The 20,209-nt window shown below is 52.8% G+C and carries 14 protein-coding genes; 2 read left to right on the top strand and 12 right to left on the bottom strand.

From position 1 onward, the window contains the following. Nucleotides 1-153: 153 nt before the first annotated feature. Together EG028_RS22350 and EG028_RS22345 are read left to right on the top strand one after the other, a co-directional pair. Nucleotides 154-1,098, top strand: a complete 945-nt coding sequence (locus EG028_RS22350; RefSeq protein ID WP_120518505.1) for a class I SAM-dependent methyltransferase — start codon at nt 154-156, stop codon at nt 1,096-1,098. A gap of 9 nt (nt 1,099-1,107) precedes the next feature. Further along, the gene (locus tag EG028_RS22345) at nt 1,108-2,499 is read left to right on the top strand and encodes a sodium:solute symporter family protein (RefSeq protein ID WP_120518506.1); all 1,392 of its coding nucleotides are present in this window, start codon (nt 1,108-1,110) and stop codon (nt 2,497-2,499) included. Here the strand turns inward: EG028_RS22345 and EG028_RS22340 are convergent. The 12 genes from EG028_RS22340 to recG all read right to left on the bottom strand — a co-directional run bounded on the left by EG028_RS22340 (nt 2,483) and on the right by recG (nt 20,112). Then, nucleotides 2,483-4,255 (bottom strand): YfbK domain-containing protein, encoded by a 1,773-nt coding sequence (locus EG028_RS22340; protein ID WP_120518507.1) that lies wholly within the window; start codon nt 4,253-4,255, stop codon nt 2,483-2,485. The two genes, EG028_RS22345 and EG028_RS22340, sit on opposite strands and share 17 nt — an antisense overlap. Before the next feature lie 97 nt (nt 4,256-4,352). Next, complete coding sequence (hpt, locus tag EG028_RS22335) at nt 4,353-4,889, bottom strand: hypoxanthine phosphoribosyltransferase (RefSeq protein ID WP_120518508.1); 537 nt, start codon at nt 4,887-4,889, stop codon at nt 4,353-4,355. 9 nt (nt 4,890-4,898) lie between these two features. Next, nucleotides 4,899-6,257, bottom strand: a complete 1,359-nt coding sequence (locus EG028_RS22330; protein ID WP_120518509.1) for a glucosaminidase domain-containing protein — start codon at nt 6,255-6,257, stop codon at nt 4,899-4,901. A 39-nt stretch (nt 6,258-6,296) separates the two neighbouring features. After that, complete coding sequence (locus tag EG028_RS22325; protein WP_120518510.1) at nt 6,297-6,938, bottom strand: O-methyltransferase; 642 nt, start codon at nt 6,936-6,938, stop codon at nt 6,297-6,299. Between the two features lie 222 nt (nt 6,939-7,160). Further along, a complete protein-coding gene (locus EG028_RS22320; RefSeq protein ID WP_120518511.1) occupies nt 7,161-7,859 on the bottom strand; it encodes an LOG family protein in 699 nt (232 codons plus the stop codon). Between the two features lie 35 nt (nt 7,860-7,894). After that, a complete protein-coding gene (locus EG028_RS22315; RefSeq protein ID WP_206614498.1) occupies nt 7,895-9,400 on the bottom strand; it encodes a sodium:solute symporter in 1,506 nt (501 codons plus the stop codon). A 117-nt stretch (nt 9,401-9,517) separates the two neighbouring features. Further along, nucleotides 9,518-10,639 (bottom strand): TIGR03364 family FAD-dependent oxidoreductase, encoded by a 1,122-nt coding sequence (locus EG028_RS22310; protein ID WP_120518512.1) that lies wholly within the window; start codon nt 10,637-10,639, stop codon nt 9,518-9,520. A 277-nt stretch (nt 10,640-10,916) separates the two neighbouring features. Further along, entirely contained in the window at nt 10,917-11,495 is a 579-nt protein-coding gene (locus tag EG028_RS22305) for a hypothetical protein (protein ID WP_123864761.1), read from the bottom strand. 87 nt (nt 11,496-11,582) lie between these two features. Further along, nucleotides 11,583-12,989, bottom strand: a complete 1,407-nt coding sequence (locus EG028_RS22300; protein WP_120518514.1) for an FAD-binding oxidoreductase — start codon at nt 12,987-12,989, stop codon at nt 11,583-11,585. A 98-nt stretch (nt 12,990-13,087) separates the two neighbouring features. After that, the gene (locus EG028_RS22295; protein ID WP_120518515.1) at nt 13,088-14,107 is read right to left on the bottom strand and encodes a PorP/SprF family type IX secretion system membrane protein; all 1,020 of its coding nucleotides are present in this window, start codon (nt 14,105-14,107) and stop codon (nt 13,088-13,090) included. Nucleotides 14,108-14,118: 11 nt separating this feature from the next. Further along, on the bottom strand, nt 14,119-17,685 hold the full coding sequence (locus EG028_RS22290) for a gliding motility-associated C-terminal domain-containing protein (RefSeq protein ID WP_241559201.1): 3,567 nt from the start codon (nt 17,683-17,685) through the stop codon (nt 14,119-14,121). A gap of 315 nt (nt 17,686-18,000) precedes the next feature. After that, complete coding sequence (gene recG / locus EG028_RS22285) at nt 18,001-20,112, bottom strand: ATP-dependent DNA helicase RecG (RefSeq protein WP_120518517.1); 2,112 nt, start codon at nt 20,110-20,112, stop codon at nt 18,001-18,003. Nucleotides 20,113-20,209 lie beyond the last annotated feature (97 nt).

Genomic DNA, 20,209 nt, shown 5'->3' with positions numbered 1-20,209 from the left:
ACAGTTGCTCCCTGGCTGATCCATATATTTTCCAGGTCCCCGGCCCTATGGCCGGGGATTTTTTTATAGCGGTACCGGTCAGCATTCCATTCCCTCATTATTTTCAAGACCCTCCGCTGGCATAAGCGGGCGAAAAATCCCATATTTGCACCTATGTCAGACAAGTTCCAGATGTTTGAGAACAGGCTCAGCAAAGTAGAAAAGCACCTCCGTAAAACCGCCAGGCGCCAGGGCATCACCTGCTTCCGGCTGTACGACAGGGACCTGCCTGAATTCCCCCTCATCATTGAGCTGTACGAGGACAAAGTATACGTAGCCGAATACCAGAGCGATCACAAGCTGGACGATGAAGCCTACGAAGCCTGGCTGGAACAGAGCCTCGTGGTGATCGCCAAAGTGCTGAACGTACAACGCGACGATCTCTACCTCCGCACCCGCCAGCGCAAACAGAACCGGCAAAGCCAGTACGAAAAAATAGACTTTTCCAAAGAAGAACTGATCGTGCAGGAAGACGGCCTGAAATTCAAAGTGAACCTCAGCGATTACCTGGACAGCGGCCTTTTCCTGGACCACCGCATTACCCGGCATATGGTGCGGGAAGAATCGAAGGATAAAAAAGTGCTCAACCTCTTTTGTTATACCGGCTCCTTTTCCGTGTACGCGGCAGCGGGAGGCGCGGCATCCGTCACTTCCATCGACCTTTCAAAGACCTACCTGGCCTGGGCGGAAGAGAACATGCAGCTGAACGGCCTGATGGACCCGGCCAAACATCAATACATACACGCGGACGTACTCCAGTACCTGGATGAGCTGAAACTGAACACCTACGACCTGGTAGTGCTGGACCCTCCCACCTTTTCCAACAGCAAACGCATGAAAGATTTCCTGGACATCCAGCGGGATCATGTGGACCTTGTGAACAAGGTATTGCTGACCATGAAAAAAGACGGGGTATTGTATTTCAGCAACAACCTGCGGAAGTTTGAGCTGGACGAGCCCGCCATACAGGCATCTTCCATCAAAAACATCACGGCGCAGACCGTTCCTTTCGATTTCCAGGGGAAGCTGCTCCGGCACTGTTTCCGCATCATCAAATAATAAAAGCCGATGCTCACCGCATTCGTATTGGTTTATCTCCTCATTACCATCCTCATCGGCCGCTGGGCCGCCCGCAAAGTGAAAAGCGCGGGAGACTTTATTGTGGCCGGGCGCAGCCTGCCCCTCGGCATCAGCACCTGTGTGATATTCGCTACCTGGTTCGGCTCGGAGACCATGCTGGGCGCTACCAGCGAATTTGCGCAGAACGGGCTCATCGGCGTGATAGAAGACCCCTTCGGCGCATCGTTGTGTTTACTGCTGGTGGGTTTGTTTTATGCGCGTAAACTTTACCGTACAAACCTCCTGACGTTCTGCGATTATTTCAGGGAACGGTATGGGCGCAAAGCGGAACTGGTATCCGCCCTGCTCATGATCCCCTCCTATTTCGGCTGGATCGCCGCGCAGATCGTAGCCATGGGCATCGTGATCAATACCGTGATGGGTGTGCCGCACGGCACCGCCATGATCGCCAGCGGGCTGATCGTAATGGCATACACGTATATGGGCGGCATGTGGTCCGTAGCGGTTACGGATTTTATACAGACCATCATGATCATTGTCGGGATAGTAGTGATCGCGGTGATCGTCGTGCATCACGCGGGTGGTATGCAAGCGGTGGTAGACCGGGCTCCCGCCGGCACATTCCGCTTTTTTCCCGACAATGACTGGAACAGCTGGCTGCATTACATGGCGGCATGGTTCACCATCGGGCTGGGCTCTATCCCCCAGCAGGACGTGTTTCAGCGGCTCATGAGCAGCAAAAGCGAAAAGGTGGCGCAATATTCCTCATACCTCGGTGCGCTCATGTACCTCGTGATAGGTTCTATTCCTTTGCTGATCGTGCTTTGCGCGCAGCAGCTGTACCCTGAGCTGGCGGACATGGGCACGGAAAAAATATTGCCGAACATAGTACTGCTGCATGGCAACCTTTTTATACAGGTATTATTTTTCGGGGCTTTACTGAGCGCCGTGATGAGCACCACCAGCGGCGCGATACTGGCGCCTGCTACCGTGCTGGGTGAAAACATCATCCGCCCTTTCTTCAAGAATATTACGGACAAACAATTCCTACGGGTGATCCGCCTCTCGGTGGTGATCATATCCGCTATCTCCATGGGCATGGCTTTCAGCAGCCAGGATATTTACGAGCTGGTGGCATCCTCTTCCGTACTGAGCCTGGTCTCTCTTTTTGTACCACTCACGGCAGGGCTGTACTGGAAACGTTCCAATGAAGGAGGCGCTATTCTCTCGATCGTCCTTGGTACGGCGGGTTATATCTATAGCGAAGTAACGGAAACGGAAACGCCGCCTTTGTTTGTGGGGCTGATCTGTAGTATTGCGGGGATGCTGATCGGGACATTCGGATGGAAACGGGCTTCAGCTGTCACTTCAGCCAGGTAGTATTTTTCTTCACCAGTTTTATCAGCTTCAGGAATTCCATGCGGTAACCGCCTTTGTCCGGCCCGAGGGATTTTTTGGCAATGTCCGTTACCATGGTGATGGTGCCCGTGCCTTTGTACGTGGAGTTTTTCACCAGCATGCCAAATAAAGCCACGGATGCGGCAAAACGGAAATCATCCGGTGCGGCGGCGAATATCTGCCGGGACTCATGGATATCTTTTTCGAGTAAACGCATCGTGGTATCCTGCTCGGTGCGGTACCGGATGCGGGTAGTAGCCAGTTGATCCTCCGTATCCTGCTCTGCCGGGATGATCTCGTACAGCGCTACTACACAATTGCCTGAGCCTACAATGCCGCCCACGATCTTTGCTCCTTCGGAATTATCTTCTTTCAGCACTTTGTTTTCATACCCTATCAGACGATATGCTTTTACACGGTTCGGATTAAAAGTGATCTCCGCGCGCACGTCGCGGGCTACGGTGAACAGGGTGCTGCCGAACTCGCGGGCAAATACCTTGTTCGCCTCCTCCATATCATCGATGTACGCGAAATTGCCGTTGCCTTTACTGGAAAGGGTTTCCAGCTTGCTGTCCTTATAATCCTTCATACCAAAACCAAGACAGGTGAGCAACACGCCGCTTTCTTTCTTTTGCATGATGAGGTCTTCCATATCCTGGTCGCTGGTCTGGCCTACGTTGAAATCGCCGTCTGTGGCCATTATCACGCGGTTATTGCCATTGGGGATGAAGTTTTCCTCGGCGATCTGGTAAGCCATTTTGATGGCGGCTTCCCCGGCGGTGGCGCCGCCGGCGCTGAGATAGTCAATAGCGTTGAGTATCTTTTCTTTTTCATTTCCCGGCGTGCAGGGCAATACCAGTCCGGGCGCGCCGGCATAAGCAACGATGGCCACGCGGTCCCTCGGGCGGAGGTTGTTCACCAGCACACGGAAGGCGGCCTGCAGCAGCGGCAGTTTGTTCGCCGTGCCCATGGAGCCTGAAATGTCTATCAGGAATACAAGGTTACTGGAAGGGAGACTGTCCGTTTCTATCTGCCGCGCTCTCACGGCGATCTCCAGGAGATTGTGCTCCGGCGTCCAGGGGCAGTCTGTGTAATGGGAATACAACACAAAAATGCTGTCTCCTTTCGGGGCGGGATAACTGTAATGGAAATAATTCACCAGCTCTTCGATCCTCACCGCGTCCACGGGTATATGTTCGCGCAATTTTACAAAACGCCGCATATTGCTGTAGGCCGCGCGGTCCACGTCCAATGCAAAGGACGAGTGGTTGACCTTTTCAGCATCCACAAATTTATTCTCGTACAGTTTGCCGTAGGTCTCATCAAAAAAAGCGGATACGCCCATGCCCACGTTTCCGTAGTTGGGGTTTGAGCTATGGGCAAACCTTGCCCTGGCCCTGGCTTTGGCAATGTCCGCACTGGTACCTGGATTTTTTCCAACGTGGCTCAGCTCTATGAGCATGCGATCATAATGGTTGAGGGGCACCGTTTTGGTAAGGTAACCGGGGTATTCAAAAACAAGATGCGTGCTGCCGGCAGGAACGTCTATCCGAAATAGTCCATACTGATTTGTCTTAACCGTTACTGTATCTCTCAGAATGCTCACGCGCACCCCCTGCAAAGGGTTCTGGTTCACACTGTCCAGCACCGCGCCGGACACTACTCCCCTGGTTTTTTGTTGTGCCTCTGCCATCATGCTCCCGCAAAGCCAACAAAGCAGCATGAGGAGCTTATGCATAGTAATTTAATTACATACAACGACACTTAAAATTAAGAAAATATTTAATCAGTTGGTGTAACCGGCTAAAATTTACCCCGCGCGGCCGGGATTCCTCCTATTCCGCCAGCTGGTATATTTCCGGCAGATTGCGGCCCAGGCCGTCGTAATCGAGGCCATAGCCCAGCAGGAACTTGTTGGGTACCGTATACCCGAGGTAATCGATCTTGACGGGGTGCGTCATCGCCTCCGGTTTGTGCAGGAGGGATACGACCATCATCTTTTTGGGTTGCTGATGCTCCAGTTGCGGCAGGAACTGGCTGAGGGTTTTGCCGGTGTCCACGATATCTTCCACGATCACCACGGTGCGGCCGAACAGGTCTTCTTCCAGCCCGATAGCTGTGATCACATTGCCGGTGCTTTTGGTGCCTTTATAGGATGCCAGTTTGATGAAGGATATCTCCGCTTCGATGGAGAGATATTTGAAGATGTCCGCGGCGAACATAAACGAGCCGTTGAGGATGCCGATGAACAGCGGGCGTTCGCCCCGGAGGTCGTGGCTGAGCTGCTGCGCCATTTCTTTTACACGCGCCTGCAGATCGGCTGCTGCGATAAACGGGATGAATTTTTTGTCGTGTACCTGTATCGTCGTCATTGCGGTGAATTATTTACGTACCACGAGCTGTTGCCCGATCCTGATGCCGTTGTCCTGGAGGTTGTTCCATTGCTGCAGCTGCGCCACGGTGATGTTGTACCTCCGTGAAATGCTGTACAGTGTTTCTTTCTCCGTTACGGTATGATATTGGGAGCCCGCGGGCGTTACCGAGCCGCCGGCTTTTTTCAGGTCTTCCACCATGGAGGGCGGGATGCCTGAAGATTTTTCTGTATTACGCGCAGACGTATTGGATGGCGCGGGTTCAGGCGCGGCGGTGGCTTTGGCGATCTCTTCCTTTACGTCTTTGATGATCTGTTTCGGGTCCAGGTCTTTATGATCGTCCACTTTCGCTACGGAATTGCTGCCGAGGCGGGGTTTGGAAGATGCGTAACCATCCAGCGCCACTTTTTCGCCGGCGGCGGGCTGGTCGCCCTCATCGAGTTTGTTGCGTTTGCGGAGCCAGCGGATCTGAACGCCTTCCGCCTGCGCAATGTCGTGCAGCGATTCGCCGGGCGCTACAATATGATAATCGTTCTGCCCGCGTTTGCTTTTGCTTTGCAGGAAGATGAGCATATCTTTTTCCAGCAGCGGCTGGTCTTCGGTGATGTCGTTGTATTTGAGCAATGAACTGAGACGGATATCGTATTGGCTGGCTACCTGGATCAGCGCCGTACCTTCCTTAACAAATATCACTTTGCGATTGTTGATGCGGAATTCCGTGCCTACCGGGTATTTTTTAGCAGCAGCGGGTTGCGGCGTGATCACGTTATTGTCGCGGCCGGAAGGCTGTACAGGTTCGTACGAGCCGGGATCGCCTGCCAGTGAAGGGCTTGCGGGGATAGGCTGTTTGCCCATCGCGATCGCGTTGAATTGTTGCAGCTGATATGTTTCGATGATCTGGATGAGCTGCTGCGGATAGGTTCTGCTGGTGGCGTAACCCGCGGTTTTAAGACCGTATGCCCAGGCTTTGTAATCTTCCGGGTTCAGGTCGAACAGGAATTTGTAACGGGGATTGTTGCGCAGGAATTCGGAATGGTCTTTCCAGGATTCAGCGGGGGAACCGTATTTGCGGAAACATTCCTGGCGGGCGTCATCATCATAGTTTACGCTGGGCCCCGCCCAGTTGTTCTTACATTTTATACCGAAATGATTGTTGCTGTTCAGCACCAGCCAGCCGTTGCCGGACTGGGTCTCAAGGATCCCCTGCGCGAGCTTGATGGCCGCGGGTACGCCGGAGCGGCGCATTTCTTCCATGGCAATGTTCTTATACGTGTCTATGTACTGTGTGGTGCTCATGTTCTGCGCCGCCGCGTTTACAGCTGCGCCTATAAGCAAAGAGATTGCCAGGCAGTATGACTTTATTTGCATGTATATGTCGGATTTAATGGGTCTTCCTTTGAGACGATCCTACTTTTTACGGATCATCAGCACGCCGTCGCGCATGGTGAGCAGCAGCGTTTCCGCCCGATCGTCCGCCACCGCTTTGCGGCAGAAGCTGATCATCGCTTTGGCGTTGTTGCTTTGCGCTGTTTCTTCCAGCACCACTTCTCCATGATACAGCACATTGTCCGCCAGCATAAAACCGCCCGGCCTGAGCTTTTCCCACATGAGATCGTAGTACCCGCCATAACCGGCTTTGTCCGCATCGATAAATACCAGGTCAAACACTTCGTCCAGCTGCGGGATGATGTCCGCCGCTTTGCCGGTGTGCTGGGTGATGCGCTCCCTGAAACCGGCTTCGGTAATATAACGGCCGCTCATTTCCTCCAGTTCTTCATTCACATCTATTGTGTGCAGGTGACCGTCTTCCGCAAGCCCCTGTGCAAGACAGATGGCGGAATAACCGGTGTAAGTGCCGATCTCCAGGATACGCCGGGGACGCATCATCTGGCTTACCATGGTCAAAAAACGGCCCTGAACGTGACCGCTCAGCATATGAGGCTGGTCTACCTTCAGGTATGTTTCACGGTGTAAACGGTATAACAACCCCGGTTCCGGAGTAGTGTACTTCTCTGCAAACGCCTGAATCTCCCCCGATATTACCTCCATGCCTTTTTTTTTGCAAACCTAAGCAATTATAAGTCAGCCTCAAACAAATCGAGCCTGATAGTACTATCAGGCTCTTTACCCCATGTTAACCATTAAAAGACACAACTATTGACCATATAACATCTTGTAATGGTCCGCTATAGGCTGTGACTTTTATAAATGTATTCAATTTATTTACACTGGATAAATATCATCCATATGTATATGTTAATGGAGTAATACCTAAAAGTTGGGCCGGAGTTTGTTCGTGGTGTAAAACACGCGGAAGTATTCCACCACTTCGTCCGCCGTATCGAATACTTTCAGCAGGTCCAGGTCTTCCGGGTGGATATTGCTTTCTTTTTTCATCATCACCGTATCTATCCAGCTCAGCAATCCGCTCCAGTATTCCCTGCCTACCAGTACCAGCGGCGTTTCCGTCATTTTTTTGGTCTGGATGAGGGTGGCTACTTCAAAAAATTCGTCCATCGTGCCGAAGCCGCCGGGCATCATGACAAAACCCTGGGAATATTTGGCGAACATCACTTTGCGGACAAAGAAATAATCGAAGTGGAGATTTTTGTCGTTATCAAGATAAGGATTGGCGTATTGTTCATGCGGCAGCTGGATGTTCAGCCCTACGCTTTTACCTTTTGCTTTCTGTGCGCCTTTATTGGCCGCTTCCATAATGCCGGGGCCGCCGCCGGAAATAATACCGAAACCATCCTGCGCAAGACGGCAGGCAACGTCACAGGCCAGTTCGTAATACGGATTGCCTTCACGGGTACGGGCAGAGCCGAATATTGAAATACAGGGGCCAATTTTTGCCAGCGCTTCAAACCCCTCTACAAACTCCGCCATGATCTTGAATATCTGCCAGCTGGAGTGTGCTTTGGTTTCCGTCCAATCCCGCATCTGCAGGTTCTTTAACATATCATTCATCTGCTGTTCAATTTTGTTTTACAATCTACACATTTTTACTGCAACGGCTGCAAGGCCATTCTGTTTTTGGAAAACAACCATAAACCGATATACGTAAACAGCCCGTTCACGATCAGCAGCTCATTACCGAATTTATATCCGCCCAGCCACTGTGCGGAGTACTTTGATAATATAAAACACAGGATGGGCGAAATGATACATACTACCACCGAGCCGTAATCCAGTATGGGCCGCTTGTTCAGGATACCGAAGGCAAACAGTCCCAGCATCGGCCCGTAAGTGATCGTAGCCAGGAACAGTACCGTATCTATCACTGCGCTTTGGTTGAACACCTTAAACAAAAGTATCGTGAGCAGTAACGCGACCGCACAACCGATATGTATAACATTCCGGATACGTTTTTTCCTTGCATCCATTCCTTCCGTGGGGTGGCCGAGGATATCGATGTAAAAGGAAGTGGTGAGCGTGGTGAGCACGCTGTCCGCACTGGAGAAGGTGGCCGCCGTGAGCCCGACGATAAAAATGATACTGGCAAACGTGCCCAGCTGGGTGAGCGCCAGCATGGGGAACACCTGGTCCGTGAGTTTCCTGCCGTCCGCGCCCAGCGGTATCTGCAGCGCGTTTGCGCTCATGTATTCATACAGCAGCACGCCCAGACTCAGGAAAAATACATTCACCACCAGCTGCATGATGCTGAAGGAATAAATGTTTTTCTGCGCCTCGCCCAAAGAACGGCAGCTGAGATTCTTCTGCATCATATTCTGGTCCAGGCCCGTCATGGTCACGGCTATCATCATACCGCCGAAAAATTCCTTGGGGAAAAAGTTGGCAGCCTTCCAGTCCCAGAAAAAGGTCTTTGACCTCGGGTTGTTCACCACATTACTGACCAGGTCCCCTACTCCCCAGTTCAGATCGCTGCAGATCACCACGATGGTGAGCACTACGGCCAGCAGCAGGAAGGTGGACTGCATCGCATCCGTCCACACCAGCGTTTTGATCCCGCCGCGGTACGTATACACCAGCATGAGCGCGATCATAATGGATACGGATAAAACAAAGGGAACATGGTAATAGTCGAACACAAACAGCTGCAATACGCCCGCCACCAGGAACAGCCTCGCGGCCGCGCCCACCAGTCTTGACAGGATAAAAAACACCGCGCCGGTCTTCTGCGTGATGGGGCCGAAGCGCTGTTGCAGATATGTGTAGATGGACGTGAGGTTCCGTTTATAATACAATGGCAGCAATACCGTGGCGATGATCACATAGCCCAGTATATATCCGAGAATGGTTTGCAGGTAGGTGAAAGAACTGGTTTCCACTTTACCGGGTACAGAGATGAAAGTAACGCCGGACAAGGAATCGCTGATCATACCGATGGCCACCAGGTACCATACGGAATTCCTGTTGCCGATAAAATAAGATTGGGCATCAGCCTTTCGTGTGGTCAGGTAAGAGATGAGCAATAGCAGGAAAAAGTAGCTGGCGATAAAAACGATAAATATCCCAGGCGACATGAACTGGTTCTGGTCAGGTGCCATGTACAGATTTTGACGTAAACGTTAGAATAAAAATAAAAATAGGGATTTCAGCCAAGAAAGCATAAAAAAAGGGCGGCTGGAAAGCTGCCCCTGTTACGTGAAACGTTTTATATGAGATTAAAATTTTGCCGTTACATCCCTGGCAAGGCCAAACGAAAGGGTCATGCCCGCACCGCCCAGACCGTTGAGGATGGTCACGCCCGGTTCGGGCTGCAGTACGAGGTCTGTTTCGCCATTGGTGAGTTTGGGATATACACCGTGCCAGCGTTCCTTTATCTCGAAGGAGGGCGCCAGCAAAAATGTTTTGATGTATTGAAGGATCAGCTGATTGATCAGTTCTTTGTCAAAGGGATCCACTTCTTTGCCGTACTCATGGCTGTCTCCAAGGGAAAGTTCCCCCGCGCCGTTTTGCGATACCAGCAGGTGAATGCCGTATTGCAGGTATTCGGGCAGTGATGCTTCGATCCTTTTGCGCAGCGCCGGCAATGAAGGGCATTGTGCGAAAGAGGCATAATGCAGCATACTGAGGCCGGTGCTAAGCGCGGGGCCTAGCTTCCAGTTGCCCGGTTGGGACACGGTGCGCATCATCTGCAATTTGCAGCGGGTGATGGGCGCGGCTTCAAATACAGACGGGTAGAGTGTTTCAAAGTCCTGACCGCTGCACACGTATACCTGTTCTACTTTCCACTGACCGTTTTTTGTTTCGACGAATGGCATGCTGATGCCGTTCACAGCGGTATTGAAGTGAATGTCCACCTTGTATTCCGACTGCAGGAAAGCAGCCAGGGTGGCGCTGGCCACGCGCGGGTCCAGCATCATTTCCATGGGGCTCCAGAGGGCGGCTTTGAGGCCATTGGACTGAAAGGCGTTGCTCTTTTGGGCGGCCTCTTTGGCGGTGAGCACTTCACAATGAGCGCTGCCGGTGCGGGCAAATTCTTCCATGACTGCTACTTCGTCATTGTGATACCCAAGATGAAGGGAGCCAGTCTCTTCGCAGGAAAGGCCCGTTTTAGCGGCTATTTCTTTCCAGATCCCACGCCCGTACAATGCGCGATCGTAAATGGCGCCGGCCTGCTGGCCGATGGTCCATACCAACCCGAAATTGCGGAAAGAAGCGCCGGTGGCGCGGGGTGTACGTTCGAATACGACTACCTTTTTCCCTTTGAGGGCCAGGTGGTAAGCGGTGGCCAGGCCTACAATGCCCGCGCCAATAACGGCTACGTCTGCTTGCTGTTGCATAAGGCAAATATAGCAGTATTTGTAAATAATTGTTTAGTTATTATATACAATATAACATAAAATTCATGTCATGTGTGGGGAGAGATAGGGGTAGAAGGGGAAAGAAGGGAGTATGACAAAGGTTAGACCAGCGTATGAAGCAAGTATGATAACTGTATAATAGGAGTATCATACTGGCATACCTGGACTTTACTTGGACTTTACTTGGACTTTACTTGGACTTTACTTGGACTTTACCTGGACTTACCCTGGACTTAGAAAGGCGATTTTACGCTTTTTAGAACCCGACATTCACGCCCGCGGAGATCACCGGACGATTCCGGTAAGGGGAGTTTTCATCCTGCAATACATCATACAGGATCATGATCACGAAGGCTGAATTACCCATGCCTATCGGCTGGGCGTAACCACCTCCTAACAGCAGGCTGGGTGCGCCATAGCGGCTTTTTACCGTCACCACAGGGTCGTTCCTGTAATCCCTGTATTTTTCAGTAATGCTGTTGTATTCGGGTTGCGCCTGGAGGAATAATTGAGGAATAGGATAAAAACGCCCCCAGAGCCCGCCGCCCAACATATTATAATTGTTCCGCGCAAAGATTTCACCGTCATAATCTCTCAGCTTCTCCCAGGACAGCTGTGCATTCAGCGCCAGGCCACCTGCAAACATCGGGGTAAAACGATACCCGATGATCGGTGATATATTTACCAGCGTATAGTCCCCAAACCCCATACCAAAACTACCGCCCACCATCAACCTGCTGGGATCGAAACCTCTTACGGTGTCTGTTTTATAATACTGGGCTGACGCAACTTGTGCGCAGACTACCAGGATAACGGCCAGGAATATACGTTTCATGATCATACATTATTACAAGCTAAATTATCTGTTTTTTGCCGGTCTGCCATACGCATTAACGTTTCTTTATACGATTATCTTACCAGCCTAGTCGAATATTTTTCCCGTGTTCAGGATGTTATTCGGGTCAAACACCTGCTTGATCTGCTTCATCAGCAGCATCTGCTGCTTACTGAAAATGATCTCCATATAATCCTTCTGCACCAGCCCGATGCCATGCTCGCCGGAAATAGTGCCGCCCAAACGTTTCACCAGTTCAAATATCTCGCGGATGCCGTCTTTCAGCGTACCGTTCCAGGCCTCCTCCGTCATGTCCCCTTTGATGATATTCACATGCAGGTTGCCGTCTCCCGCGTGCCCGTAACATACAGACTTAAACCCGTACCGCTCCCCTATGGCCTTTACGCCATTGAGTAGCAGAGGCAGCTCCGCGCGGGGCACCACGGTATCTTCTTCTTTATAGATGGAATTGCTTTTTACCGCCTCGGCCACCCTGCGGCGCAGCTTCCAGAGCTCTTCTTTCTGCTGGTGACTGTCCGCAAAAAGTATTTCCCCGCAACCGAATTCCATTACTACGGCCGCGATAGCTTCCATCTCCTGGAAGAGCATGTCCGGGTGATTGCCGTCTACTTCAATAAGCAGGTGGGCCTGCACTTCATCGTCTATTTTCACCATGCTGCTGTCTACAAACTGCGTCACCCACAGCAATGCGTCCCTTTCCATAAATTCCAGGGCGGATGGGGTGTAACCGGCGCGGAAAATGGCACTCACAGCCGCACAGGCAAACTCCGCTGAATTAAACGGCACCAGCATCAGCAGGTCGTGTTTGGGCAACGGGATGAGCCTTAAAACAATTTTTGTAACGATGCCCAGCGTGCCTTCACTGCCTACTACCAGCTGCGTGAGATTGTACCCGGTGGCGTTTTTCAGCACATTCGCGCCTGTCCAGATCACTTCGCCGTTTGGCAGCACCAGTTCCAGGTTCAGCACATAATCCTTTACCACGCCGTACTTCACGGCCTTGGGCCCGCCTGAGTTCTCGGCAATGTTCCCGCCAATAAAACAGGTGCCGCGGCTGCTGGGATCCGGGGGATAAAACAATCCCTTTTCGCGTACCGCGTCCTGCAATACCTGCGTGATCACACCCGGCTCGGTGGTCACCTGGAGGTTACGTTCGTCTATTTCGATGATCTTATTTAATCTTTCAGTGGAGAGCAGCACGCCGCCGTGCTGGGCAAGCGCCCCGCCGCTGAGGCCGGTGCCGCCGCCCCTGGGCGTTACGGGCAAAAGGGCCTCGTTGCACAGTTTCATAATACGGCTTACTTCTCCCGTGGTCGCGGGCTTCAGCACCACTTCAGGGGGGAAGTGAAGGTCTTCGGTTTCGTCGTGCGCGTATTTTTCAATATTCTCTTCGTCGGTAAAGACATAGGCTTCCCCTACAATGGCTTTCAGGGCCTCTATGTGAGCGGGAGTTACTTTGGCGAATGTGCTCATGCAGCAAAAATAGTTATCAATTTCGAATAACTATCAAGACAAAGTAAAGTAGGCGGGCCGTTACTATGCGCGGGAAAGAAATCCTTGAGAAAATGTTATCAGAAAGAAGGGCAGAGCGTATACCTTTTCGCATTGGAAAAACTCCTGTTCGGGTACAGCCCGATGTACAGCAGGCTCAGCTCATACGCGCCCTGGCGGGTGCTGGAAGCGGAAAGCGTACTGGCCGTAGCGTCGTAGTTGAACATCAGCCTGAAGTTCGCCACCTGGTATCCCACGAGGAATGCATATGCATCCTGGAAACGGTAGTAGAGTCCGCCGAACAGCTGTTGTGCACCGTCGCCGGAAAGGTTATAGGCGGCGTAGGCGCCTGCCATGGTCTCGCTGGCGTTTGCCTGGCGGGAATAATATGCGCCCGGGTTGAGGATGATTTTATCGTTCAGCTTGAGGCTGGCGTTCAGGAAGCCGATGTAGCGGCGGTCTATCTGGTTGTCCCCATTATAAAATGTCTCACGGGGCGTATTGACGTGATGTACGGAAAAACCGCCGTTGATGTAAATATTGTCGGTGGGGAAATATGCGTAATTCATGCCTATCTGCATGTCCAGGTAACCAACGGAGGCCGAGGTGAAGGGCTCGCCGGAGAACATCTGCGAATCAAAGAACTGGCCGTTCCACTGGCTGCCGAAAGTGAGCTTGCTGAGGTCCACTCTTTTGTCCGCATACCCCACATTAAAACCGGCGCTCAGCAGGCTGCTCTGCCCCATCAGCTGGTGATAGGCCACGGATCCGTATGCTTTGGTGGAAGTAAGGTTGCCGTTGCCCGCCACGTCGCGGAGCAACATACCGCCTACGCCTACCCAGCCGTAATTGAGCCGCTCACGGAACATCTGGAAGTCGCCAAACAGGGACATGGTTTTATACGGAACGGGGATGGTAGCCCACTGGTTGCGGTAATTGATACCGATGCGGTAGTTGCCGTCCGGGATAAAACCGGTGTTGGCTGGATTGGTGGAAAGAGGCGAGTTAAAGAACTGCGAAAAATGCAGGTCTTGCGCGGAGGCCGGTACGGCGCCCGCGAGGCAACAAATCAGGACAATATGGTAGACATGCTTTCTCATAACCGAACCCTTTATCTTAATAATGTAACATTCCCTGTTTTGGTGACTTTATTGCCGTCCGAGAATTCGATGTTCAACACGAAAGCGTAAGCGTCCAGCGGCTGCACGGTGCCGTTGAAGCGGCCGTTCCATCCCAGCTTCTGGTCGTTGCTCTGGAACACGAGCTGGCCCCAGCGGTTGAACACCTTCATGTCATAGTGAACGATACCGAAACCTTTGATCTCCCAGATATCGTTCACACCGTCCCCGTTTGGTGAAAATGCCGTGGGCACATCATAGAGCGGGTTCACGATAGCGCTCACCTGCTGGCAGGTAGTGTCCGTACAACCAAATTCTGTGAATGCAATGAGACAGACATCGTAAGTGCCGGTGCGCAGGTACTGGTAAGTGGGGTTCACTTCGGTGGAAGTGTTTCCATCCCCGAAATCCCAGCGGTAATGTGTGGCGCCCGTGCTCTGGTTGGTGAACATATGCGGGGTGTTTTCCACCGGTTTGTTCGGCTGGTAGGTGAACTGTGCTGTGGGCGGCGGCATCACCGTGATGAAGATCGTGGTGTCGTGCCGCTGGTTACAGGTGTTCGGGTCAAATGCCTCGAGCCTTACAGGGTAACGGCCCGGTATTGAATATGTATGGGTGGGGTACGGGTCCGTGGAGGTCGTACCGTCACCAAAGTCCCAGTTGAAAGTAACGCCGCCTTTGGAGATGTTGTCGAAGTTCGCGATGAACGGCGCACAGCTGCTGTCCTGCACTGTAAAGGCAGCTACCACGTTTGCGGCCACACGCAATTGTATAGATTGCGTTTCCGGAGCGTTGCAATAGTTTGTATCAGTAAGCGTGAGGCTTACGGTATAGATACCTTCGCTGGCGAAGCGGTGTACCTGTCGGGTGGTATCCGTGATCACCAGCGGCGTATTGTCACCGAAGTTCCAGGTGAAGGAGGTATTGGTGAATGGTTTGCCCGGCGGGTGGGTGGAAGTGTTCACGAAGAGATATTCCAGCGCGGTGCAGGGCGGCAGGCGTTGCTCTGTGAAGCCCATGGGCGCACGGTCTTCCCGCACACGGATATCCATATACGCTGTATCCGCCAGGTTACAACTTGCCGGGTCATATTTTACCAGGCGTACGCGATAGTCGCCTACGGTCGGGTAAGAATGCGAGGTGGTAGGCACGGTGGTCACCACATCGGGAGAGCCGTCGCCAAAGTTCCAGGTCCAGCTTTGGGCCGGCACATTCGTAGTATCTATGAACTGGATATTGGCGGGCACGCAATAGTTCCTTCTTCTTTCCTGCGTGGTAAAGCCGGCGCGTACGCCATCCAGGTTAAATGCGATCTTAAGGGCGCCGAGGTTACAGCCGTCTGTAAAGCCGGTGTAATAAGACCCGGGCGTTGTCGGGAAGCGGATCCTTCCGCCGGAAAGCGGGCAGGATGCGCAGATGGCCTGATAAATAACGCCGTTCTGGTCAAAGCGGCTGGTACCGCCGTCTACGTGTTCAAACAGGCCGTCTCCTCCATAAAAAGAACCATACAGGATATCCAGCGCGTCTCTTTTCATTACGAAGAAATAAAAGTCACTGCCGTCTGACCGGGATTTACGGGCGTCGGGTGTTACGCGCAGGTTGCGGGTGTCTGAATTGGCGTATTGCGCGCCCTGGTTCAGCTCGCCACCCCAGCCGGAAACGTATACGTTCTGGCAGCGGTCCACCAGGAAAGCCACGGGGCTCAGGCTGGGGGAACTGGCGTTTTTACCAAAGGTGGTGGAGTATATCAGCGCGGAAAGATCCGGCCGGAGTTTAGTAATGAACTGTTTGGAATTGTCGTTGTAAAAAGTGGGTGTGCCGGCCGGCTGCATGATGGGCCAGTTGCCTTCCGTGGTGCCCATTACGTATACGGCGCCCTGCCTGTCCAGCTGGATGCCATACACCTGGTCCGCCTTCCCGTTTTCCGAACCCATAAAAGTGGAGCTCAGCAATGTGCTGCCGTCCGCCGAAAGGTGCGCGATATAACCGTCGCAGGCTCCGCCGCGGTAGGTGCTGTATACGCCGCTGCGCGAGGGGAAGTTGCTGCTGGCGGTACCGCCGGCCACATACACGCTGTTGCCACCGTTCACTGCCAGTACATATGCCGCATCTTCCGCGCTGCCGCCCAGGAAGGTGGCCCACAGCAAAGCGTTACAGTTCGGGTTGATCTTCATTACCACGGCATCCTGGCGGCCCCCGCCGTAGGCGGGTTGAAAACTGCCGGCAGTGGCGGGGAAGTTCGTGGATTGCGTGGAGCTGGCTACGTAGATATTTCCGCCGCCGTCTACCACTACTTCGCTACGCGCATCGTCGCCGTAGTTGCGGAGCAGCACGTCTGTAGAGCCGCCCTTTTCCCCGCGCATGTTCGCACCGTCCAGCCCACTGCCGCCAATGCGCATGGAGCCGATCAAAGCGGAACCGTTGGCGTTGAGTTTTACCACTACGATATCTGAACCGCCGCCCGGGCCTACATTGGTAAGGGCGGGAAAGTTTCCTGAATTGGTCCTGCCGGAGATCACGAGATTACCCGCCGCGTCTACGAACATACTGCAAGGCTGTTCTTCACCCATACCGCCGATGTAAGTGGAATATACAATGCGGCTGCCGTTGGGGTTGAACTTGGTAATAGCCATATCAAACGTACGGCCGTTAAATGTACCGTCATAAACGCCCGCGCTTACGGGGTATCCCTGGTCGAATGCGATGCCGCCGCCGTAGAAGTTGCCGCCCGCGTCGTAGGTGGCGGTAAAGCCCCAGTTCTCAGCCCTTGAGCCGGAAAGGGTGGCGAATACCACGGTGGGGTCTATCACGAGGGGATACTGGTTGTCGTACCGCCCGGAAATTTTATAGGTAACGGTGTTGCCTGAAAGCTGGTATTCCACTTTCACGGTTTTCCGCTGGCTGTTGATGTATTGGTAGGCATAAGGTGCAAGCTCGATCGCTTCGCCCACGGTGGTCCGGATGTGCAGGTTGCCTTTTTTGAGGGTTACCGAAGTGGCGCCGTTGTATTGCAGTTTGATGTCCGAGGCGTTTGCACCGGGGTGTACGATCACGTCGTACTTCAGCTGGCTGCTTTCTGAATATACCTGTACGTCAATGTTCGGGTACATGTTTTTATACAATACATTCGTATAGGCGCCGATGCCGGATTTCCATTTGGAAGGATCGTTGCCGATAAAGTAGCTGATATTGTCCTGGGTGGGTTTGGAGGGGATGATCTCGGGGTTGGCTGCGGCATTGAGGAACTGGATGTCGTAGGAATGGCCTCTTACCCGGTCCGGCGCCGGGGGATTGCTGCCGCCGCCGCCGTCACCCGGGGCGGGGGAAGTTACCGCGGTCCTGTTGTTGGAATTTTTCTTTTTATCCTTGGGTGCGCCGTCAGGATAATATACGTAACGCGCGGAATCGCTGCCGGAGCCGTGGCGGAAAGCATCGAGCTTTGCCATGTCACCCGGGTGCATGAGCAGTATTCTGAAGCCGTTATTGCGGAGGAAAATGCTGGCGCCGCCGAGGGCGGCCCTGTACCTGAAATCTGTATTCCATTGCCCTTTGTTTTCCACAAATTCCAATGGGGAAGAATTTGGGCTGTGTTGATGGTCCTGGGAAAAGGCAGGTATTCCAATCATCATAACCAGTATCCAAACTTGCAAAGCACTGATAAGACCGGTAGGGCGCGAAGATTTCAAGCGGTTTCGTATTTAATTGTGCCTAGTAATAACTAATATACTTTATTTAACGGATAGAACCGTCAAAATGTTACGGCAACTTTCTTGGTTGGCGACTGGCAGAGGACGGTTCACGAAGGTATTGGGCAAGCAACATATTCAGGTTCAACCATCCCTGCCAGTCATTCCGAGAATTCAACGTAAAAGCCGTCAGGATATTTTACTCCATGCGGATTTTGACCGTTGTGTGGCCAGGAAATCATGTAAGGGTTTATTTTCAGGAAGTTCAAGCTCGGGATCTTCGGACAGTATTTTTTCCGCGCAGTCCCGGGCCGCCTGCAGCATGGCCCTGTCCTGCACGATATCCGCCAGCTTGAGGTCCAGCAATCCGCTCTGGCGGGTGCCTTCTATATCGCCGGGGCCGCGCAGTTCCATGTCTTTTTCGGAGATCACAAAACCGTCGTTTGTCTGTACCATTACTTTCACTCTTTCCTGGCTGTCTTTCCCGATCTTATTGCCGGTCATCAGGATACAATAGCTCTGCTCCGCCCCCCGGCCTACACGCCCGCGCAACTGGTGCAGCTGGCTAAGCCCGAAACGTTCCGTACTTTCTATCACCATTACGGAAGCATTAGGCACGTTCACGCCTACTTCTATCACAGTGGTAGCCACCATGATCTGCGTATCGCCGGTCACAAAACGGTGCATGTTGGCGTCTTTCAGCTCGTTCGTCATACGCCCGTGCACCATACTGATGTAATATTTCGGTTCCGGGAAAAAGGCTTTTACTTCCTCGTATCCTTTCGTAAGGTTTTCAAAATCAAGGCTGGCGGATTCTTCGATGAGGGGATATACGATATAGGCCTGCCTGCCTTTGCGCACTTCATCTTTGATAAAGTCCATCACCTGCGGCCGCTGGTATTCCGTGCGGTGCACCGTGGTGATGGGCTTACGGCCGGGCGGCAGCTCGTCTATCACGGACACGTCCAGGTCGCCGTACACGGTCATGGCCAGCGTACGGGGTATGGGCGTAGCGGTCATCACGAGGATGTGCGGTGGGGTATCGTTTTTTTCCCAGAGGCGCGCGCGCTGGGCTACGCCAAAACGGTGCTGTTCGTCCACGATGGCCATCCCCAGGTGGCTGAACTTCACTTCCTTTTCCAACAGGGCGTGCGTACCGATGAGGATATGGATGTTTCCCGCTTCCGCATCCGCCAGTATCTGTTTACGGGCTTTTCCTTTGATGTTGCCGGTGAGCAGCGCCACTTTCAGCGGCATGTCTTTCAGCAGTTCGGAAATGCCTTTGTAATGCTGTTGCGCCAGTATTTCGGTGGGCGCCATCAGGCAGCCCTGGAAACCATTGTCTATGGCAATGAGGAGAGACAGCAGGGCTACCATGGTTTTGCCCGATCCCACATCCCCCTGCACCAGGCGGTTCATCTGGTGGCCGGTGGTGGTATCTTTCCTGATCTCTTTGAGCACGCGTTTCTGCGCTCCGGTGAGGGAAAAGGGAAGATGGTTATTATAAAAGGTGTTGAACGTATCGCCTACCGCGTTGAATATAAAGCCCTGGCTGGCTTTGTGCCGCCTGATCTTCAGCCGGCAGATGCGTATCTGCGCCAGGAAAAGCTCTTCAAATTTGAGGCGGCGCTGGGCTTGTCTGGCTTCTTCTTCCGTGGCGGGCAGGTGTATCTTAAAATAAGCCTGGGAGCGGGGCATCAGCCGGAACTGCTGCAGCACGGGAGCGGGGATGTTTTCTTTGATTTCCGCCAGGGACATCTGTTCCAGCAGGTTATGCGTCAGTTTGCCGATGGCTTTTGCCGTGAGGCCGCGGGCTTTGAGTTTTTCGGTGGTGTAATACACCGGCTCCAGGTGCTGTTTACCAGTGGCAGTTTCTTCGGTAAGCAGGTCCACTTCAGGATGCGCCAGCTGGAGAATGCCGTTGAACTGCGACAAACGGCCGAACACGAGATACCCGGCATTTTCACGCAGGGACTTCTGCATCCATTGCCAGCCCTGGAACCATACCAGGTCTATACGCCCGGATTCATCCTGTAAAGTGGCCACGAGCCTTTTTGCGCGTTTCTCCCCCACTACTTCCATATGCACAATGCGCCCCCTGATCTGCACGTATTCTTCCATGCCGCTGAGATTGCGGATCTTTTCCACCTTGGTGCGGTCCACATACCGGAAAGGGTAATATTCCAGCAGGTCGCGGAAGGTATGAAGATTGATTTCCTTACGCAGTAGTTCACCCCGCTGGGGGCCTACACCTTTCAGGTATTCAATCGGGTTGGGTAATATGGAAGAGATATAACTCAAAAGCGCTGGTTGAATGAGGGTACGAAGTACGGCAATTTCACAAAAAAAGGCAAACGGCCGCGGGCATAAAAAAGACCGGCCCAAAAGCAATTAACTT

The sequence above is a fragment of the Chitinophaga barathri genome, assembly GCF_003807585.1.
Lineage (GTDB): Bacteria > Bacteroidota > Bacteroidia > Chitinophagales > Chitinophagaceae > Chitinophaga > Chitinophaga barathri.
The sequence above is the reverse complement of the archived record's forward strand: the minus strand, read 5'-3'. Positions and strand labels throughout refer to the sequence as shown.

Bases quoted from the DNA above. Each gene is read 5' to 3' on its own strand.
- EG028_RS22295 (WP_120518515.1), bottom strand. From the start codon at position 14,107: ATGAGAAAGCATGTCTACCATATTGTCCTGATTTGTTGCCTCGCGGGC.
- EG028_RS22310 (WP_120518512.1), bottom strand. From the start codon at position 10,639: ATGCAACAGCAAGCAGACGTAGCCGTTATTGGCGCGGGCATTGTAGGC.
- EG028_RS22315 (WP_206614498.1), bottom strand. From the start codon at position 9,400: ATGGCACCTGACCAGAACCAGTTCATGTCGCCTGGGATATTTATCGTT.
- EG028_RS22325 (WP_120518510.1), bottom strand. From the start codon at position 6,938: ATGGAGGTAATATCGGGGGAGATTCAGGCGTTTGCAGAGAAGTACACT.
- EG028_RS22320 (WP_120518511.1), bottom strand. From the start codon at position 7,859: ATGAATGATATGTTAAAGAACCTGCAGATGCGGGATTGGACGGAAACC.
- EG028_RS22305 (WP_123864761.1), bottom strand. From the start codon at position 11,495: ATGAAACGTATATTCCTGGCCGTTATCCTGGTAGTCTGCGCACAAGTT.
- EG028_RS22330 (WP_120518509.1), bottom strand. From the start codon at position 6,257: ATGCAAATAAAGTCATACTGCCTGGCAATCTCTTTGCTTATAGGCGCA.
- hpt (WP_120518508.1), bottom strand. From the start codon at position 4,889: ATGACGACGATACAGGTACACGACAAAAAATTCATCCCGTTTATCGCA.
- EG028_RS22300 (WP_120518514.1), bottom strand. From the start codon at position 12,989: ATGAGCACATTCGCCAAAGTAACTCCCGCTCACATAGAGGCCCTGAAA.
- EG028_RS22340 (WP_120518507.1), bottom strand. From the start codon at position 4,255: ATGCATAAGCTCCTCATGCTGCTTTGTTGGCTTTGCGGGAGCATGATG.
- EG028_RS22345 (WP_120518506.1), top strand. From the start codon at position 1,108: ATGCTCACCGCATTCGTATTGGTTTATCTCCTCATTACCATCCTCATC.
- EG028_RS22350 (WP_120518505.1), top strand. From the start codon at position 154: ATGTCAGACAAGTTCCAGATGTTTGAGAACAGGCTCAGCAAAGTAGAA.